Genomic DNA, 19,156 nt, shown 5'->3' with positions numbered 1-19,156 from the left:
AACAATAATTACAACACATTAAAAGTAAATGAAGAAATTATCATTATGGATTACCGGGCTTGCATTCTCAGCAACTGCCTGTGCCCAGCAAAACCCAACCGCACTTAAGTACGGCAACATTATTAACACCACCGATGCTAAAAAGCACCTGAGCATTCTTGCGTCTGACGAGTTTGAAGGCCGCGAAACCGGTAAGCCGGGCGCCGAAAAAGCAGCTAACTACATTGCTGCCGAATTTAAAAGATTAGGCCTGCAGGCACCTGTAAACGGCTCTTACTTTTTAGACGTGCCTTTAACCGAAAACAAACTTAAGTTTACAGCATTCGCCGTAAACGGTCAATCGTTCGAAAACTGGCAGGACTTTTTTATGCAGGGTAATTTCCCGGATAAAAATGTAACCGTTAATGATATTGTTTACGTTGGTTACGGTACCGAAGCCGAGTTAGAAGGGGTAGACCTTACCGGTAAAATTGTATTGTTAATTAACGAAGACAAGCCCGAAGAAGGTAAAAAAACAAACACAAGCTACCGCGCAACTCCACAGCGCCAGGCTATTTTAAAAGCTATCCGTGCTAAAAACCCCGCATTTATATTAGGCGCCAATGCCGAACTTACTGCTATACTTAAACGTTTTGGCAAAAGCCAGGCAGGCGGCAGATTAGGCCTTAAAAAAGAAGAAAAAGTAAACACAGCCGCTCCTGTATTTAACGTTACCCCTGCTATTGCGAATGCTTTGGTGAAAGCTACAGGTAAAACTTACGAAGAACTAAAAACAGCTACCATTGCAGCCAAGCAAACACAGGTTATTAAATCAACCGTTAATATTGCTTTTGTAACCGAGAAAAAAGACGTTAAAGCGGTTGATGTTTTAGGCTTTATGCCGGGCAACGACCCTAAGCTTAAAAGTGAAGTATTGGTGTTCTCTGCGCATTACGACCATATTGGCTTAAACCCCGATGCTACTGCTAAAGACAAAGTAAACAACGGTGCCGATGATGATGGTTCTGGTACAACAGGCATCCTTGAAATTGCACGCGCTTTCTCTAAAGCACAAAAAGATGGAAAAGGCCCGCGCCGCAGCATATTATTCCTGGGTAACGTAGGCGAAGAAAAAGGCTTGTTGGGTTCAGAATGGTATACAGATCATCCTGTATATCCATTGGCTAACACCATTGCCGATCTGAACATCGACATGATTGGCCGTGTTGGTGAAGAGTACATAGGCAAGCCCGATTCTGCTAACTATGTATATTCAATAGGGTCGGCTATGTTGAGTAGCGATTTGCATAAAATTGGCGAAACCGCAAACGCAACTTATACCAAAATGAAACTGGATTACAAGTATGATGACCCTAACGATCCTAACCAATTCTACTACCGTTCAGATCATTACAACTTTGCCCGTTACGGCGTGCCTATCATATTTTACTTTAACGGTGTACACGCCGATTACCACGGCCTTGGCGACGAAGTAAGCAAAATCAACTTCCCGTTATTGGTAAAACGTGCTCAACTGGCATTTTATACCGGATGGGAATTAGCTAACCGCGATACCCGCCCTGTAGTTGATGCTAAATCACCAGCTCCAACAAAATAATTATAAAATATTTCACAACAAAAGCGGCTTGATGGCCGCTTTTGTTGTTTATACCAAACATTACGGTATAGTTTTAAGTATTAATAGCTGTATTTTTAACACATTACAAAAACTTTTAACAGGTTTGTTTAATTTCGCATAAATGGGAAATACCGCTGAAGAATTTTTGGTAGCCTCAGAGCAAAAGGCATTTGAGATGGATCATCGCAGGATCATCAACAACAGTATCGGCAAGTACGATACTGCTTTTGACAGGGGGATCTCGCGCATGATCAATGTTGAGAACACCAAAAAGAAAGGCCATACCATTAAATGGAAGGTGATGGAAAACCTGGACAAGTTTTTGCCCGAGTTTGAATCGAACTTTCAAAAGCGTGGGGGTAAGGTTATCTGGGCAAACGATGCCGAAGAGGCTAACCGCGAGATTCTGAACATCATCCAAAAAGCCGGGGCAAAAAAGGTCATCAAATCAAAATCGATGGCAACCGAGGAGATTCATTTAAATGCTTTCCTGGAGAAACACGGCGTTGAATCATTAGAAAGCGACCTTGGCGAATATATTGTGCATTTGCTTGGGCAGGAGCCATATCATATGGTAACACCGGCTATGCATCTATCTATAGAAGATATTGCGAAACTGTTTAACGAAAAGTTTGGCAGTCCGCTGGATAGTACCGCCGAGCAGCTTACCCAAAAAGCCCGCGAACTGCTGCGCGAAAAATATCTGCAGGCTGATGTAGGTATTAGCGGGGCAAACTTCCTGATAGCCGATACCGGCAGCATAGGCATTACAGAAAATGAGGGTAACGCGCGTTTAACAACCAGTTTCCCTAAAATACATATCGCCGTGGTGGGCATCGAAAAAATGATCCCATCAATAGCAGATCTGGATACTTTTTGGCCAATGCTGGCCACACATGGTACGGGCCAAAACTTAACGGTTTACAACACCATATTAAGCGGCCCACGCCAAACTAATGAAACGGACGGTCCGGATGAAATGTACGTGGTATTGCTTGATAATGGCCGCACTAACCTGTTGGCACAAAAAGAACAACGCCAGGGTCTGTACTGCATCCGTTGCGGGGCTTGCCTTAACGTTTGCCCGGTGTTTCAAAATGTGGGCGGCCATACTTATGATACTACTTACGGCGGGCCTATAGGCTCGGTTATAGCGCCTCACATGCGCGGGATGGAAGAGTTTAAGCATCTTAGCTATGCATCAAGCCTATGCGGTAAATGCACCGAGGTTTGCCCCGTAAAAATAGAGATACACAAAATGCTGCTGCTTAACCGCCGCGACGCTGTTAACGAGGGGCTTGTTGCCACCAAAGAAAAATGGGGCTGGGCCGGCTGGAAAAAAGGAATGCTTAAACGCAGCCTTACCGACTTTTTTAGCGGCAAAACCAAAAACTTTTTGATGAAAATATTCTTCAAAAAATCGTGGGGGCAATATAAAGAAATGCCCGAGGTATCATCAAAATCATTCAGCCAGATGTGGAAGGATGGCAAACGCCCCGAATAACCATTTCATTATGCGTAAAGTAGTTTTAAACCTGGCTGTGAGCCTTGATGGTTTTATTGAAGGCCCTAACGGCGAATATGATTGGTGCCTTGCCGACCAGGATTATGGTATGGAAGCATTTTTTGCCAGTACAGATACCATCTTTATAGGCCGTAAAAGTTTTGAGCTGATCCGCGGTGATACCGGCATGTTCCCTATTAAAAACATCTATGTATTCACAGACACACTGGTCCCCGAGCCCGGCGAAAACTTTAGTGTTATCCCATCTGCTAATTTCGAAAGTGCTGTTGCCGCTATAATGGAAGGCGAAGGCGGCGACATTTGGTTGTTTGGCGGAGCCGAACTGGTAACCACATTTATAAATAAACGTTTGGTTAGCGAGTTGCTGTTGGCCATCCATCCGTTACTTTTAGGGGAAGGAAAGCCTTTATTTAAGGATATTAAGGACAGGGTAGCGTTAACCCTTATCGAACAGAAAACTTACGATACGGGCCTGCTGCAGGTTAGGTACGAGCTAAACCCCTGGTTCGACCCCGAAAGGATCCCGTTTTTAGGATAGCCCTATTTTAGTGCTTATCACCAAAGCCAAATTCCTTGTAAGTATCCGGCGCATCATCATGGTTGCTGAATGAGAAGGTAAACGATGCCACCCACGACTGATAATCGGCGTCCTTGCTTTTTGATTCTTCGAACTTAGTGGCCCTTATCAGGTAAATACCCTCACGGCTCATATTAAAATACACCTGGCCAGAAGCATCGCTGGTTAGTTTTTGCGGGTATACATTTCCCGATTGTGTTTTAATAAACAGCTCTACCGACCCGGCATACGGTTTGCCTTTAAAATATACGGCTGCAGTAAGGTCATCACCATAGTTTAATTTATAAGGGTTCTTTTTCAGGATGATCTCAAAATCGTCGCCCAGCACTTTGCCAAATTCGCTGCCGCCTTCGTTATCAACCCGTATCAGGGTTTTTAAATAGCGGTTATATTTTTCGGTAAAGTTTAACGCGTTGCTGTTTTTCAGTTTATCGGCTATCTCATCATAACCCTGCTCGGTTAAATAAGGTAAAAAGTCCTCACGGGCAATATCGTTCAGCTCGTTGGTATTCATTTGTACCAGCGCAAGGCCGCTGTTCTCCATCGTATAATTCAATAATGGCGACGCATCATTTTTTACAATAGTAGTAAGGTCGGTTTTTTTCTTGCCCTCGTATATCACAAACCTGGTGGTTTGCTTGGCATCGTAAGGCACCTCTCGTTCTTTGATCAGGCTTTCGCCCGATAAAAGGTGCAGGTTAAACTTATCGCCCTTGTGCAGGAAGAAGTTTTCGGGCATTAAAAATTGGTCGGGAATAAAGGATACCAAACCAAAAAATGCAAACATTATAAGAATTCTAACGTACAAGTGCTTCATAGCGAAAAGATGTGTTGCTCAAACATACAAAGTTTTAAAAACTTCTTAGCTTTACCCGATGATTTTTGACCGGAAAAACATAGATAATGACGGTTTGATAACGTTTTATGAGAAACTGTTATTGCCCCGCCTGGTTGAAGAGAAGATGTTAATTCTGCTCAGACAAGGCCGTATTGGCAAATGGTTCTCGGGAATAGGCCAGGAAGCCATCTCCGTAGGCAGTACATTAGCCTTAAATGCCGATGAATATATCCTGCCTATGCACCGTAACCTGGGTGTGTTTACCTCTCGTAACATTCCTGTTTCACGCCTGATGGCCCAGTGGCAGGGTAAGGCTTCGGGCTTTACAAAAGGCCGCGACCGTTCCTTCCATTTCGGCACGCAGGAGTTTAAAATTATCGGTATGATATCGCACCTTGGCCCACAGCTGGCTTTGGCCGATGGTATTGCCCTTGCCGATAAGCTAAGAAATGATAAAAAAGTAACACTGGTTTATACCGGTGAAGGCGCTACCAGCGAGGGCGACTTCCACGAAGCCCTAAACATAGCTGCCGTTTGGGACCTGCCCGTTATTTTCCTGATAGAGAATAATGGCTACGGCCTGTCTACCCCCACCAATGAGCAATACCGTTGCGCAGCACTGGTTGATAAAGCCATAGGCTATGGTATAGAAGGCCGCCGTATTGATGGCAACAATATATTACAGGTTTATCATACCATAAAAGAGCTTGCAGAAGAGCTAAGGGAAAATCCGCGCCCGGTACTCATTGAGTGTATGACCTTCAGGATGCGCGGGCACGAAGAGGCATCGGGCACCAAGTACGTACCCCAGCATTTGTTTGAAGAGTGGAAACAAAAAGACCCGCTGGATTGCTTTGAAAAATTCCTGTTGGATGAAGGCGTACTTCGCCCGGAATGGGTACCCTATTTAAGAAATGAGTTTACTACGCTGATAGATGCCGAAGTTGAAAAGGTTTTCAGCGAACCCGATATTATACCACATTTACAAACCGAAGTACAAGCTATGTACCGGCTGTACAATGCAGCTACACATATCACATCAGAAATTAGCACCAACAAGCGCTACATTGATGCCATAAGCGATGGCTTAAGGCAAAGCATGCGCATGCACCATAACCTGGTTATTATGGGTCAGGATATTGCCGAATACGGTGGTGCCTTTAAAATAACCCAGGGCTTTTTAGAAGAATTTGGTAAAGACCGCATCCGTAATACACCTATTTGCGAATCGGGCGTTGTGGGTACAGCCATGGGGCTTGCCATAAACGGGTACAAGGCCATTGTTGAAATGCAGTTTGCCGATTTTGTAAGCTGCGGTTTTAATCAAATAGTGAACAACCTGGCCAAAACCTATTACCGCTGGGGCCAAACGGTTGATGTGGTTATCCGTATGCCGGCAGGTGGTGGCACAGGTGCAGGGCCGTTCCATTCGCAAACCAACGAAGCCTGGTTCACCAAAACACCCGGCCTTAAAGTGGTTTACCCGGCATTCCCGGATGATGCCAAGGGTTTGCTGATGGCGGCCGTTGATGACCCTAACCCGGTAATATTTTTTGAACACAAGGCCCTGTACCGCAGCATGAGCGGCAATGTACCCGATGATGACTATTATGTAGAGATTGGCAAAGCCCGTGTTGTACGCGAAGGCACCAAAGCCAGTATCATTACCTTTGGGCTTGGTGTGCATTGGGCGATTGAGTATGCCGATAACCACCCTGATCAATCTATAGAAATAGTTGACCTGCGCAGCCTGCAGCCATGGGATAAGGAAGCGGTTGTAAAAAGCGTGCAGAAAACCTCAAAGGTGCTGGTATTGCATGAAGATACGCTCACCAGCGGCTTCGGCGGCGAGATAGCCGCCTACATAGGCGAACATTGCTTTAAATACCTTGACGGGCCTGTAATGCGCTGCGCCAGCCTCGATACCGCCATCCCCATGAACAAAGCACTTGAAGACCAGTTTTTAGCCAAAGCAAGGCTGGAAGAGGCGATGGAAACATTGTTGAAATTTTAATTGCAAACAGCACCCGGGGCAGGGTATTACGATCTATCTTCACTATCCCCCCGTTAATAATAGTTAATGGTTTTATGACTGAAATTATTAATAACATCATCCATTTACCGGTAAACCATAATGTATATGGTGATGTTTCTATACAAACCCTGCTTGACCAAACCGGCTATAATGATCATTATAATGAGGTAACTGTAAAAGCTATTTTATCCGGGCTTAATGCAAACCCGGTATTAGCAGATAGCTGGCTGATTTATTCGTCAGATAAAAGAAGTGATTCCGGCTGGTACATTTTAGATACCGACGACGGCAAATACCAGGTAGGCTTTTATCCCGAAACGGATGATATCCCCGTAAGAACCTACACCGACCTAAACAAGGCTTGCGCTATTTTCATTAAGCTGGAACTGGAATCCATCAGGTTAAGTTTTTAATTACCCTACCTCTATCACCTCTACCTCAGCAACAGGGCTTAATAAATATATCCTACGGGTGCTTATCTCAATACATTTATAGCGTTTACGCAATTTCTCTTCCTTGCGGAATATACGGCCGTCCTTTAGCTTAAATAAGGCCTTTAGCGGCAGTTTCTCTACTGTGTGCACAGATTCCTTTGGCGCATCGTATTTGCGCAGGGAGCGGTACAGGGTAAGGTCGGAGCAGCTGGATGCCGCGGGGTTATTAAGGTAGCCGGTAATGGCCTGCTTCACATCCGGCGGAAATACATCCTTCTCAAAAAAAGGCTGCATCATTTTTTTAAAATTGTTCTTCCACTCGGTGCCGTGGGGCTTTGCTTTTTGCTTATGCTCGTTCCAGGTGTGCAGGTGCGCAAACTCGTGTACGGTGGTTACCAGGAAGGCGTAAGGGTTCAAATCAAAATTTACAGATATGCGGTGCCCTTTGCCGGCATAGGGGGCGCGGTAATCGCCAAACTTGGTACCGCGGTTACGCGATATTTTAAACTCACACTTAAAGTAATCTATCCAGCGGCCAATAAGTGGTGCTGCATCAGGCGGAAGATACTTTTCTAATACTTTTACTTTATCCAATTGCTACCTCTGTATCAAAGATAACGGTTTAGGCGGAAACGTGAAAGGCCAAAGCGGAAAGCTTAAGCTCCGCTGACAAAAGCCTTTAGCTTTACGCATTTATCTACTTAAGCAAATGATACGCTAAAAACGCAGCCCCGTATGCCAGCACAGTCATGTAAGCGAATTGCGCCGCGGGCCAGCGCCAGTCTTTTGTTTCACGGTATACTACGGCTACGGTGCTGGCACATTGCATGGCAAAAGCGTAAAACATCATCAAAGAAAAAGCTACCCCAAGGGTAAACACAGGGCCGCCCGTATTGGGGTTTTTAGCGTTACGCATTTTATCCTGTACCGAGTCTATCTTGTCGGCATCGCCCTCAACACTGTAAATGGTCGCCATGGTGCCCACAAATACCTCGCGCGCGGCAAAGGAGGTAATAAGGGCTATCCCTATCTTCCAGTCGAAGCCTAAGGGTTTGATGACCGGCTCGATAGTATGGCCTAAAACACCGGCATATGAGTTTTCCAGTTTTTCGGTGGAAATTACCCTGGCCAGGCTATCAGGCGTCATGGTTTTGGTGTATTGCGGCTGACTGTAGGTTTGCTCTATCTTTTTAAACCTGTCGCCCGGGCCATATGATGACAGCACCCACAGTATTACCGATACGGCAATAATAACTTTACCGGCCTGTAAAACAAATGTTTTTGAGCGCTCATACATCGAGAAAAGCACGTTGTTCCACCTTGGCATGCGGTAAACGGGTAGCTCCATAATGAAGTAACCACGTTCGCGGGCTTTCAGCACAAATTTCATTACATAGGCTACAATAACAGCCGATAGCAGGCTTAATACATACATGCCTGTTAAGGCCAGGCCTTGCAGGTTAAAGATCCACCAAACGTTTTTGTGGGGCACTACAAGCGATATAAGCAAGGTATAAACCGGTAAACGCGCAGAGCAGGCCACCAATGGGGTTACCATAATGGTGATCATCCTGTCCTTCCAGTTTTCAATGGTGCGGGTACTCATGATGGACGGCACCGCGCAGGCAAATCCACCAATAAGCGGCACTACCGATTTGCCGTTCAAGCCAACCTTCCGCATGATCTTATCCATCATAAACGTAACACGCGACATGTAGCCCGTATCTTCCAGTATGGATATAAAAGCAAACAGGATGGCTATCTGTGGGATAAATACCATTACGCCGCTCAGGCCGGCAACAACGCCGTCTATCAGCAGGTCGGCAAGCGGGCCGCCGGGTAATACGTGGCGCAGGCCGCCTTCTATCCAAACAAAAAGGTCTTCTATCAGTGACATGGGGTACGCCGACCAGGCAAATATCGACTGGAACATGAACAGCAATACGCTCATGAAAATAATAAAGCCGAATACCCTATGAGTTAATACCTTATCAATCTTATTACTTACCGATTCATCGTGCGCGGTTACGGGCGTGTGCACCGTATCATACAATACATCGTTAATGTAGTTGTAGCGCGCTATGGTTTCACTGGCCTGTGCTTTTTGCGAGTGGAAAGAGTGTTCCTTTTCAAGTTCCTCAATACGGTCGCTTTGGGCGGGTGTTAAAAATTTTAAGGTTTCGTGCTGATGCGCCAGCTGCAGGGCAAAGTATGGGTTATCGGTTTTAAACTCGCTACTAATGCTGGCTATAATTTGGGGTGCTATGGCTTTTACATCAATACTATCCTGCTGCAGCGCAAATTTATTGGCGTATGATATGATGTTTTTTAGTTGTTCTATCCCTTCCAGCTTACGGGCTGATACCGGCACAATAGGTACCCCCAGGCGTTGCGACAATAGCTCTACATCAATTTCTATTTTCGCTTTTTTCGCCTGGTCCATCATGTTAAGGGCGATGATAACCGGGATCTTTAAATCGGCAACCTGTGTATAAAGTAACAGGTTTCGTTTTAAATTGGTGGCATCAATAATCACAACAACCAGGTCGGGCGTAAGCTCTGTATTTTTTTCGGCCAGTACAGAAAACACTATAGATTCGTCTTTACTCTTTGGGTAAAGGCTGTAAGTACCCGGAAGGTCGATGATCTCGGCCTGGCGGCCATCAGGAAGTTGGCTGTAACCTATTTTTTTATCAACGGTAACACCCGGAAAGTTTCCTATCTTTTGATTTAACCCGGTTAGTGCATTAAAGAGTGTCGATTTACCGGTATTTGGATTTCCTACAAGCGCTACTCTGATATCGGCTTTCAAGTGTTATAGATGTGCTATTGCAAAATTATGGTGGATGCTTCAAACCTGCGCAAACTTAGCTGATAGCCCGACACATGAATAGCGATAGGATCGCCAAGCGGTGCAATACGGGAAACTCTGATAGACTCGCCGGGAAGGCAACCCATTTCCATCAGCTTTACAGACATTTCAAGATCAGTAAATTCTTTTACTATCCCTGTTTCTCCTACTCCAAGCTGTTCAAGCGTCATTTGCGTAAAATTAGATTACAAATGTAAGCTTATTTATAACAAATCCAAATAAGGATATGGCGATATAATTCTTTAGACGGTTTTTAATCTCGCAAAGATACAGAAACGCAAAGAAAGGATCATAATTTCCGCAAAAGCGCTTTAGCGTCTTTGCGCGAAAATCTCTACGCCAAGTGCGTATGAGTTTTAACCGCCTTTGTGTTACTAAAGTGCGGACAATTGCAGTCTTTTTTAAAGATACCGCATGATGATAGCGCGATAGTGATAACTAAAGCCGCGCATAGGTATTTAATTGTTCTCATGATTGATAGCATTACTGGTTAACAATACGCCAAAAATACCCATACAACTGCCAATGGTATCTGCCAACAGGTCGTTCCAATCGCCGCTGCGCCAGGTAAAAACGCGCATTTGCAAATATTCTATCAAAGCACCATAGCTTATCAACACCACTGTGTTTTTCATCGCAATTGCTATGCGGATGCTTCGTGTTTGCCATTTGCGGATGCTGCCATAGCAGTATAATACAGAGAGCACAAAAAACAACCCGCAGTGCACCAGCTTATCAAACCCGGGGAAAAACAAATCAGGAGGGCCGGGCGCGCTAAACGGCACAGCACATATAATTAAAATAAACAGGGCCCACAAAATTGCAGGCCCGTAATATTTTAGCGTTTGTTTCATTTATTGGCCAATAACGCCTTTATAAGCATCTGCATCTAAAAGTTTTTCTGTATCGGCCGGGTTAGTCAATTTTATCTTTACCATCCAGCCATCGCCATATGGGTCAGAGTTAACCAGTTCGGGCTGGCTATCCAGTTTTTTGTTCACCTCAAGGATGGTTCCGTCAACCGGCATAAACAGGTCTGATACTGTTTTAACAGCTTCAACAGTTCCAAAAACAGATTCTTTTGTAACGTCCTGGCCAACAGTATTTATATCGATGTAAACAATATCACCTAATTCGCCCTGGGCAAACTCGGTTATGCCAATGTACGCCTCATCGCCTTCAACTCTTATCCACTCGTGATCGCTTGTGTATTTTAACTCTGCAGGAAAATTCATATTGATTGATTTATGTCTTCAAAAATAATAAAACTTTAAGGGATATCAACAACAAGCACAATTTTAACACCTGCATAATTAATGTAGTGGCAACAAACCAATTGGCGTAAATTTTGTTAACTAATAATATAAAAACTAAAAACACCTATCTAAAATGAAAAAATTAAGTTTAGTGGCAATGATGGCTGTTGCAGCCTTATCATTCCAGGCATGTAACAATGCCGCAAAAGACAGTAAAGAAACTGCTGACAGTGTAAACGCTGTTAAAGACACCACAACAAACGGATCTACCGGTATTGCCGTGGACGCTAACGATGCAAAATTTGCTACAGATGCTGCCAACGCAGGCATGGCCGAAGTAGCGGCTGGTAAAGTGGCTTCAGAAAAAGCGACGAACCCACAGGTTAAAGAATTTGCTGCTATGATGGTTACTGACCATACCAAGGCAAATGATGAATTGATGGAAATTGCCAAGAAAAAGAATATCACTTTACCGGTAGCGCCCGATGCTGACCATCAAAAAATGCTGACCGATATGTCGGCAAAAACAGGTAAAGATTTTGACAAGGCGTATGTTGATGCCATGGTTGACGGGCATAAAAAAGTAGCATCGATGTTAGAAGATGCTTCTAAAAATTGCAAAGATACCGACCTGATGGCTTTTGCCACCAAAACATTGCCTACAGTTAAAGAGCACTTGGCTAAAATTGAAGCAATACAAAAAAGCATGAAATAAGCTGGTCATTTATAAAGAAGAAAGGGGTAGGTGTAAAGCCTACCCCTTTTTTTATTTTATATAATTTATGTTGATACCCGTTAATATGATAAATTTACCACCATGGCAGCACCAATAGTTACAGGCTTAATGGCCTACGGCATGTCGGGCAGGATTTTTCATGCCCCATTTATCAGCACCAACCCGGGCTTTAAGCTTAAAGCGATAGTTGAACGCAGCCAAAAAAAGGCGGCCGATATTTATCCTGACGTTATTAGCTATAACAGCATTGATGAGTTGTTAAATGATGATGAGATAGAACTTGTTATTGTAAACACCCCAAGCAACCTGCATTTTGAGCACGCCATGATGGCCATGAAAGCCGGCAAACACGTACTGCTTGAAAAACCAGCGGCGGCAACATCGGCACAGGTTAAAGAGCTGTTTGATACCGCCCGCAAGCTAAATAAACACCTGATGGTTTACCAAAACCGCAGGTACGATAGCGGCTTTTTATCAACTAAAGGAATAATAGAAAGCGGCCGCCTGGGCAGTTTAATAGAGGTTATTTTTAGGATGGACAGGTATAAAGCCGCCATTGGCGTAAAATCATTTAAAGAAACCAAAGGGGTTCCGGCCGGTGGTTTGGTGTATGACCTTGGTGCGCATTTAATTGATAACACCATCGCGTTATTTGGCAAACCTATTTCGTTCCATAAAACAACGGGCATCTACCGTGAGGGCTCTGAAGTACCCGATTACTTCCATTACCATTTAATATACCCAAACCAGCTCAACGTGTATTTAACATCGGGACTACAAATTGCCGGTGATACGCCGGGTTTCTGGATAAACGGCACTTTAGGCAGTTTTATCAAAAACCGCAGCGACGTACAGGAAGCGCAACTTGATAAAGGCATGATGCCTACCGACCCGGCTTATGGAGTTGAGCCTGCCGGTAACGAGGGCCAATTAATAACAGTAGGCGTAGACAACCAAAAAAGTACCGAAGCTGTACCTTCGCAAAAGGGCGATTACAACGAAATATTTAATGCGGTTTATCATACAATTCGCGATAATGCGTTATTCCCTGTAACAGAAGAACATATTGCCTGGCAGCTGGAACTGCTGGAGGCTTAATTAACTTTCTAAATGACGATAAAACAAATGAAAAGACTTATATTTCTACTATTTGCGGTAATAGCCGGCTTTGCATGCACACAGGCACAAACTATACCGCTTACTATCCCCCCGTATAAAATATTAACAACTAAAGACCAAAACCTTACCCCGGCAGACCTGGTAAAGAACAAACCGGTAATGATCATTTATTTTGCGCCGGACTGCCCTCACTGCCAAAAGCTGATCAATGACATGAAGCCGTCAATGGCTAAATTCAAAAACATACAGGTGATAATGATAACCTTTACCGATATCCGTATGGTGAAGACCTTTGAGAACGATTACGGCTTAAAAGCCTATCCGAACTTTATTTTAGGTACCGAGGGCTACACTTATACCGTACAGCGTTTTTATCAGCTTAAACATACACCGTTTGTTGCCATTTATGGTAAAAACGGCCAATTGGTGCAGTCATTTGAAAAACAACCTGAAGCGAGCGACCTGTTAACGGCGATCAAGAAAGTTTAAGGCTGAGTTGCCTTTTATAACAAAGCCTGGTTGTATTAACAACCGGGCTTTTATTTTGTAAAATACCGCCATCGCTCGGCTCCAGCCGAGTGATTAACATTATAAGGCCTCCGGCCGCATCCCCCCATTTCATTTTCACTGAACGTCAAATATCAGTTAGCTTACTGCGGCCGGAGGCCGCGTAATAACGCTCACTCGGCTGGAGCCGAGCGAGTGCGGAACGGCGATTAAAAAAATATAAGGTTAACTACCTTTCATAACAAAGCCCGGTTGCAAATGCAGCCGGGCTTTTATTTTGTACAATAGTATTATCAATTACTCGCCGCCGGCATGGTCGTGCGCGTGCTCTTCGCGGAATAGTTTGGCACTGAAGAAATCGTTATTCATGAACGCAATATTGTTCAGGCTGATCTCTTTAGGGCACTCTGCTTCACAGGCACCGGTATTGGTACAGTTACCAAAACCTTCTTCGTCCATTTGGGCAACCATGGCTTGTACGCGGCTGTAACGCTCTGTTTGGCCTTGTGGCAGTAAACCTAACTGGGTAATTTTTGCAGATGTGAACAACATTGCCGATGCATTTTTACACGCAGCAACACAGGCACCGCAACCAATACAGGTAGCCGAGTTAAAAGCCTCATCGGCAATAACCTTAGGGATTGGGATGATATTAGCATCAGGCACACCACCGGTATTTACCGATACATAACCACCAGCCTGCTGGATGCGGTCGAAAGCTGAACGGTCTGTCGCCAGATCCTTCACTATCGGGAACGCTGCCGAACGCCATGGCTCAATAGTGATGGTTTCGCCATCGCTAAAGGTACGCATGTGTAACTGACAGGTTGTAATAGCTTTTTTAGGCCCGTGCGGATGGCCGTTAATATATAATGAGCAAGACCCGCAAATACCTTCACGGCAGTCATGATCAAAATAGATAGGCTCCTCGTTTTTGCGGGTAAGGCTCTCGTTCACCACGTCAAGCATTTCCAGAAACGACATATCCGGCGAAATGTTTTCGGCCTTATAGGTCACAAACTTGCCCGGTGTTTGTGTGTTTTTTTGGCGCCATACTTTCAGCGTCAGGTTCATGTGTCCACTCATTTTGTTTGAGATTGGAGTATCAAGTAGTTAGTATCAAGTATCGAGACTGTTTGTCTTGCTACTTGATACTAACTACTAAGTACTATTTATAACTACGTTGTGTTAACTTAACATTTTCAAAAATCAGCTCTTCCTTGTGCAGCACTTCTTCCTGGTTTTCACCGGTGAATTCCCATGCCGATACAAAAGCAAAGTTGTCATCATCACGCAAGGCTTCGCCTTCTTCAGTTTGCGACTCCAGGCGGAAGTGTCCACCGCATGATTCGCGACGGTTTAACGCGTCTGTAACCATCAGTTCGCCAAGCTCAATAAAATCAGCAACGCGGCCTGCTCTTTCAAGGGCAGCATTCACTTCTTCGTTTTCGCCGGTTACAATAGCGTTCTTCCAAAAATCGGCTTTCAGCTCTTTTATCATCGCCTTAGCTTTGGTCAAACCCTCTTCGGTACGAGCCATTCCGCAGTACTCCCACATAATGTGGCCAAGTTCGCGGTGGTATTCAACAACTGTTTTTGTGCCTTTAAGGGCAAGCAGCTTGTTGTTGTATGCAATTACATCCTGTTTGGTTTTCTCAAAAGCGGGGTGGTTCTTATCAACCGGTTTTGGCCCTATGGTTGCCAGGTAATCGCCCAGTGTGTAAGGGATTACAAAGTAACCGTCAGATAAGCCCTGCATCAGTGCTGATGCGCCAAGGCGGTTTGCACCGTGGTCGCTAAAGTTACATTCGCCCATAGCGTATAAGCCTGGTACGTTTGTGCTTAAGTTATAATCAACCCAAAGGCCGCCCATAGTATAGTGTACGGCAGGGTAAATACGCATTGGCTGCTTGTACGGGTTCTCATCCGTAATTTGCAGGTACATGTCAAATAAGTTGCCATATTTGGCACGTACGGTATCTTCGCCTAAACGTTGTATGGCCTCAGCAAAATCAAGGTAAACGGCTAAACCCGTTGTACCTACACCCTTGCCCTCGTCAGACATTTCTTTGGCGTTACGTGAAGCCACATCGCGCGGAACAAGGTTACCGAATGATGGATATTTTCTTTCCAGGAAGTAATCCCTGTCTTCTTCTTTTACATCAGAAGCACTTATTTCTTTCTTTTGAAGTTTTTGTGCTATCTCAACCGTTTTTGGCGCCCAAACACGCCCATCGTTACGTAACGATTCAGACATCAGCGTAAGCTTGCTCTGGTGGTCGCCGGTAACAGGGATACAGGTTGGGTGAATTTGCGTATAGCAAGGGTTAGCAAAGTAAGCTCCGCGTTTGTGTGCGCGCCATGCTGCCGTTACATTACTGCCAATTGCGTTTGTTGACAGGTAAAAAACGTTACCATAACCTCCTGTTGCCAATAGCACAGCGTGGCCGGTATGTGTTTCAATCTCCCCTGTTTTTAAGTTCCGGGTAATAATACCTTTGGCATGGCCGTCAATAACAACCACATCAAGCATCTCGGTACGGGTGTACATTTTTACTTTACCCAGGTGGATCTGGCGGTTCAATGCCGAATACGCACCTAACAATAATTGCTGCCCTGTTTGGCCACGGGCATAAAACGTACGTGACACCTGCGAACCACCGAATGAACGGTTATCCAGCAAGCCGCCATATTCGCGGGCAAACGGAACGCCTTGTGCAACGCACTGGTCAATGATGTTTACCGATACCTCTGCAAGGCGGTAAACGTTGCCTTCGCGGGCGCGGTAATCACCACCTTTAATAGTATCGTAAAAAAGGCGATAAACGCTATCGCCATCGTTTTGATAATTTTTTGCAGCATTAATACCCCCCTGTGCAGCAATAGAGTGCGCACGGCGCGGGCTATCCTGAAAGCAGAATGATTTAACGTTATAACCAAGCTCGGCCAGTGATGCCGCCGCTGATGCGCCGGCTAAACCTGTACCTACAACAATAACATCGTACTTACGCTTATTGGAAGGGTTAACCAGCTTTAAATTAAATTTATGCTTGCTCCATTTTTCGGCTAATGGGCCTTGCGGAATTTTAGCATCTAAACTCATTTCTTTTATTTTAAGAGGCAAGAATCAAGAGACAAGAACCAAGATTGATCCGGGTGTTTGTTTACTCTATTCTTTCCTTTTGCGTTTATTTAACTTTTACTCTTATTAAGATACGTTTGTCTTATGTCTTGACTCTTATATCTTAATTCTACTTACAGACTCTTTATATAATATATAATCGGCATTAAGGCAAAGCCTATCGGTATAATAACCGCAAACAGCCAGGTGCCAAAGAAATAAACAATAGGTGTGTACTTTTTATGTACCCAGCCCAGTGTACGGAAGGCGCTTTGAAAGCCATGCAGCAGGTGGAATGATACCGCGCCCATTGCTATTACATAGAATGCAACATACCATAAATGGCTAAAGCTGCTTTGAATGCGTGCATGCAGGTCCTTTACACGTACTATCTCTACATTGTTCTCGGTAGAGATCGATCTTTCAAAATCGGCAACCTGGGGGGTGTAATCAGATACCGAGGTCTCGTTTGTAGCAAGATTGGTGCGGTACTCTTTAAAGCCCAAAATATTGTTGTACTTGTAGGTGAACCAAAAATCGCCCATGTGTATCACGATGAACAATAGTAGGATAGAACCCAGTAAGCCCATGTTTTTTGACGACCATGAAGCATCAGACTTTGGCTGTACGGCATAACCCACCGGCCTTGCCCTGCGGTTTTTAATAGTTAACACCAGGGCATAAACAGCATGTACAATTATAGATAGGTACAGCAAGTAGGCTATAACTTCTATAGGAGGAAAATGCGTTAAGAAATTTGCGTAGCTGTTAAATGCAAAGCCTTGGTCGTCTTTAAATAACAAAAGGTTACCGCCCAGGTGCACAATTAAGAAAGTACACAAAAACAAGCCAGTTAAAGCCATGATCAGCTTCTTTCCCAGTGATGAGTTAAAGGTTTGTTTAAATTCGCTCATTATTGATCAGATTTATTTACGCAAAAGTACCAAAAGATAGAAATGGTTTCGGCTTAAAGGAATGATATTGACTATTTAGAAACAGTCTAAGCAAGTGGTGTAAATGTAAGCCGTCTTACGCGGGGATTATTTTTACAAATAATTTATGGAATATGCTTTGGTATTGCATCCCACAGGAAACCAGCAATACGATGAAAGCACAGACCCGATCACTATTATGTTTCCTGCTATTATTAATTATCAGCTCGCCAATTGCAAAAGCACAATCGCCGCAACTTACGGTTGATGGCCAGAGCAATACCGGTGTAAAACTGCAGCAGTTAAAAATTGACGTAGCCGTGTACGGCAATATAAGCCGCACAACCTGGCAAATGACGTTTTACAACTCCACATCGCGTGTTTTGGAAGGCACGCTTTCCTTCCCGCTAAAGGATGGGGTTAATGTTAGCCGGTACGCCCTTGATATTAACGGCAAAATGCGCGAGGCTGTACCGGTAGACAGGGGCAAGGGCACCGTAGTTTTTGAATCGATAGAACGCCGCCGGGTTGACCCGGGATTGCTGGAGAAAGTAGCGGGTAATACCTTCCGCACCCGCATCTATCCGCTTAACCCTAATAGTACCCGCACCATTATTATTGGATACGAAGAAGATATCCCGATGGCAGATAACGGGGCGCTTAAATTTAATTTGCCGCTTAATTTAAAAGATACGGTGCAAAAGTTTTCACTGAATGCATCTGTAATACAAAGCGCGGCTGTGCCTCTTACCGAAAATGCGGATGACCTTAAGTTTAACGCGCATCAAAACACCTATACAGCATCGGTAGAAAAAACAAACTATGTTCCCAACCACGCCTTGTCATTCTCCATCCCCAAACCTGCCGATGCAAACGAGGTAATGCTGCAGCAGCTTGGCAACAAATACTACTATTTTGTAAACACAAGTATTACTGCCAAACAAATTGAAAAGGCCCTGCCAAAACGTATTGCTTTATTGTGGGATGCATCGCTAAGCGGCGCAAACCGGGATATTAACAAAGAGCTTTCATTTTTAGCAAACTACACCGAACAAAATAGCGATGCCGAGCTTACACTAATAACCTTTAGCAACAAAGTTTTAAAAACCAGGGTGTATTTCTTAAAAACCGGCTGGGCCTCTTTAAAGGCCGATTTGAAAAGCATAGTTTATGATGGCGCTACCGATCTTGGCAAAATCGATCTATCGAAATATAATGCCGACGAATTTTTATTAATGAGCGACGGCCACCAGACCTTTGGCGATAAAACTTTAAAAATCACCAATAAACCCATTTACTGCATCAATTCATCAGCCACCGCCGATTATAATAACTTAAAGCTGATCGCCTTAAAATCGGGCGGAGAACTGATAGACCTTAATACCATTACCCCTGAGCAGGCGCTACAAAAAGTAATGATGCAGCCCCTGCATTTTTTAGGCATCAAAAATGGCGGAGATATTGAAGAAAGTTATCCATCACTGCCAGTTACCGTTAATGGCGCTTTTTCAATAGCCGGTATTACGCGCAACCCAAATCAGTCTGTTGTTTTACAGTTTGGCTATGGCAACAGGGTTAGTATTGAA

General features: G+C 44.3%; 18 protein-coding genes. 9 read left to right on the top strand and 9 right to left on the bottom strand.

The genetic code is table 11. From position 1 onward, the window contains the following. The first annotated feature begins 28 nt into the window (after positions 1-28). The 3 genes from WC615_RS06260 to WC615_RS06250 all read left to right on the top strand — a co-directional run bounded on the left by WC615_RS06260 (position 29) and on the right by WC615_RS06250 (position 3,681). Positions 29-1,597: a M28 family peptidase gene (locus WC615_RS06260; RefSeq protein ID WP_372977264.1), complete on the top strand. Its 1,569-nt coding sequence runs from the start codon at positions 29-31 to the stop codon at positions 1,595-1,597. Between the two features lie 142 nt (positions 1,598-1,739). Beyond that, entirely contained in the window at positions 1,740-3,122 is a 1,383-nt protein-coding gene (locus WC615_RS06255; RefSeq protein WP_372977263.1) for a LutB/LldF family L-lactate oxidation iron-sulfur protein, read from the top strand. 10 nt (positions 3,123-3,132) lie between these two features. Beyond that, complete coding sequence (locus WC615_RS06250) at positions 3,133-3,681, top strand: dihydrofolate reductase family protein (RefSeq protein WP_372977262.1); 549 nt, start codon at positions 3,133-3,135, stop codon at positions 3,679-3,681. Between the two features lie 7 nt (positions 3,682-3,688). On the opposite strand, the gene WC615_RS06245 is transcribed toward WC615_RS06250, so the two are convergent. Then, the gene (locus WC615_RS06245; RefSeq protein WP_372977261.1) at positions 3,689-4,507 is read right to left on the bottom strand and encodes a DUF4198 domain-containing protein; all 819 of its coding nucleotides are present in this window, start codon (positions 4,505-4,507) and stop codon (positions 3,689-3,691) included. Positions 4,508-4,595: 88 nt separating this feature from the next. On the opposite strand from WC615_RS06245, the gene WC615_RS06240 reads away from it, so the two are divergent. Together WC615_RS06240 and WC615_RS06235 are read left to right on the top strand one after the other, a co-directional pair. Next, complete coding sequence (locus WC615_RS06240; RefSeq protein ID WP_372977260.1) at positions 4,596-6,572, top strand: thiamine pyrophosphate-dependent enzyme; 1,977 nt, start codon at positions 4,596-4,598, stop codon at positions 6,570-6,572. A gap of 74 nt (positions 6,573-6,646) precedes the next feature. Next, positions 6,647-7,006 (top strand): hypothetical protein, encoded by a 360-nt coding sequence (locus tag WC615_RS06235; RefSeq protein ID WP_372977259.1) that lies wholly within the window; start codon positions 6,647-6,649, stop codon positions 7,004-7,006. On the opposite strand, the gene WC615_RS06230 is transcribed toward WC615_RS06235, so the two are convergent. From WC615_RS06230 to gcvH, 5 genes are all read right to left on the bottom strand, one after another. Next, entirely contained in the window at positions 7,007-7,621 is a 615-nt protein-coding gene (locus WC615_RS06230; RefSeq protein ID WP_372977258.1) for a SprT-like domain-containing protein, read from the bottom strand. It lies immediately after the preceding gene. Positions 7,622-7,724: 103 nt separating this feature from the next. Beyond that, positions 7,725-9,839 (bottom strand): ferrous iron transport protein B, encoded by a 2,115-nt coding sequence (gene feoB / locus WC615_RS06225; RefSeq protein ID WP_372977257.1) that lies wholly within the window; start codon positions 9,837-9,839, stop codon positions 7,725-7,727. Positions 9,840-9,853: 14 nt separating this feature from the next. Then, a complete protein-coding gene (locus tag WC615_RS06220; protein WP_372977256.1) occupies positions 9,854-10,069 on the bottom strand; it encodes a ferrous iron transport protein A in 216 nt (71 codons plus the stop codon). 288 nt (positions 10,070-10,357) lie between these two features. Next, positions 10,358-10,753 (bottom strand): VanZ family protein, encoded by a 396-nt coding sequence (locus WC615_RS06215; RefSeq protein ID WP_372977255.1) that lies wholly within the window; start codon positions 10,751-10,753, stop codon positions 10,358-10,360. Then, positions 10,754-11,134: a glycine cleavage system protein GcvH gene (gcvH, locus tag WC615_RS06210; protein ID WP_372977254.1), complete on the bottom strand. Its 381-nt coding sequence runs from the start codon at positions 11,132-11,134 to the stop codon at positions 10,754-10,756. Between the two features lie 154 nt (positions 11,135-11,288). Here gcvH and WC615_RS06205 point away from each other — a divergent pair, with 154 nt between their 5' ends. The 3 genes from WC615_RS06205 (at position 11,289) to WC615_RS06195 (ending at position 13,499) form a co-directional block, all read left to right on the top strand. Next, positions 11,289-11,870: a DUF4142 domain-containing protein gene (locus WC615_RS06205; protein WP_191175321.1), complete on the top strand. Its 582-nt coding sequence runs from the start codon at positions 11,289-11,291 to the stop codon at positions 11,868-11,870. Between the two features lie 102 nt (positions 11,871-11,972). Further along, positions 11,973-12,989, top strand: coding sequence for a Gfo/Idh/MocA family oxidoreductase (locus WC615_RS06200; RefSeq protein ID WP_372977253.1), 1,017 nt, complete (start codon positions 11,973-11,975; stop codon positions 12,987-12,989). Positions 12,990-13,016: 27 nt separating this feature from the next. Next, positions 13,017-13,499 carry a TlpA family protein disulfide reductase gene (locus WC615_RS06195; RefSeq protein ID WP_372977252.1) on the top strand — a complete coding sequence of 161 codons (483 nt, stop codon included), beginning with the start codon at positions 13,017-13,019 and terminating at the stop codon, positions 13,497-13,499. Positions 13,500-13,814: 315 nt separating this feature from the next. On the opposite strand, the gene WC615_RS06190 is transcribed toward WC615_RS06195, so the two are convergent. The 3 genes from WC615_RS06190 to WC615_RS06180 all read right to left on the bottom strand — a co-directional run bounded on the left by WC615_RS06190 (position 13,815) and on the right by WC615_RS06180 (position 17,552). Then, the gene (locus tag WC615_RS06190) at positions 13,815-14,603 is read right to left on the bottom strand and encodes a succinate dehydrogenase/fumarate reductase iron-sulfur subunit (RefSeq protein WP_372977251.1); all 789 of its coding nucleotides are present in this window, start codon (positions 14,601-14,603) and stop codon (positions 13,815-13,817) included. Between the two features lie 82 nt (positions 14,604-14,685). Further along, the gene (locus WC615_RS06185) at positions 14,686-16,620 is read right to left on the bottom strand and encodes a fumarate reductase/succinate dehydrogenase flavoprotein subunit (protein ID WP_372977250.1); all 1,935 of its coding nucleotides are present in this window, start codon (positions 16,618-16,620) and stop codon (positions 14,686-14,688) included. Between the two features lie 152 nt (positions 16,621-16,772). After that, a complete protein-coding gene (locus WC615_RS06180; protein ID WP_372977249.1) occupies positions 16,773-17,552 on the bottom strand; it encodes a succinate dehydrogenase cytochrome b subunit in 780 nt (259 codons plus the stop codon). Between the two features lie 191 nt (positions 17,553-17,743). On the opposite strand from WC615_RS06180, the gene WC615_RS06175 reads away from it, so the two are divergent. Continuing rightward, positions 17,744-19,156 (top strand): VIT domain-containing protein (locus WC615_RS06175; protein WP_372977248.1); only part of this gene is annotated, 1,413 nt, incomplete at its 3' end.

Source organism: Mucilaginibacter sp. (assembly GCF_041663085.1).
Classification (GTDB): domain Bacteria; phylum Bacteroidota; class Bacteroidia; order Sphingobacteriales; family Sphingobacteriaceae; genus Mucilaginibacter.
The sequence above is the reverse complement of the archived record's forward strand: the minus strand, read 5'-3'. Positions and strand labels throughout refer to the sequence as shown.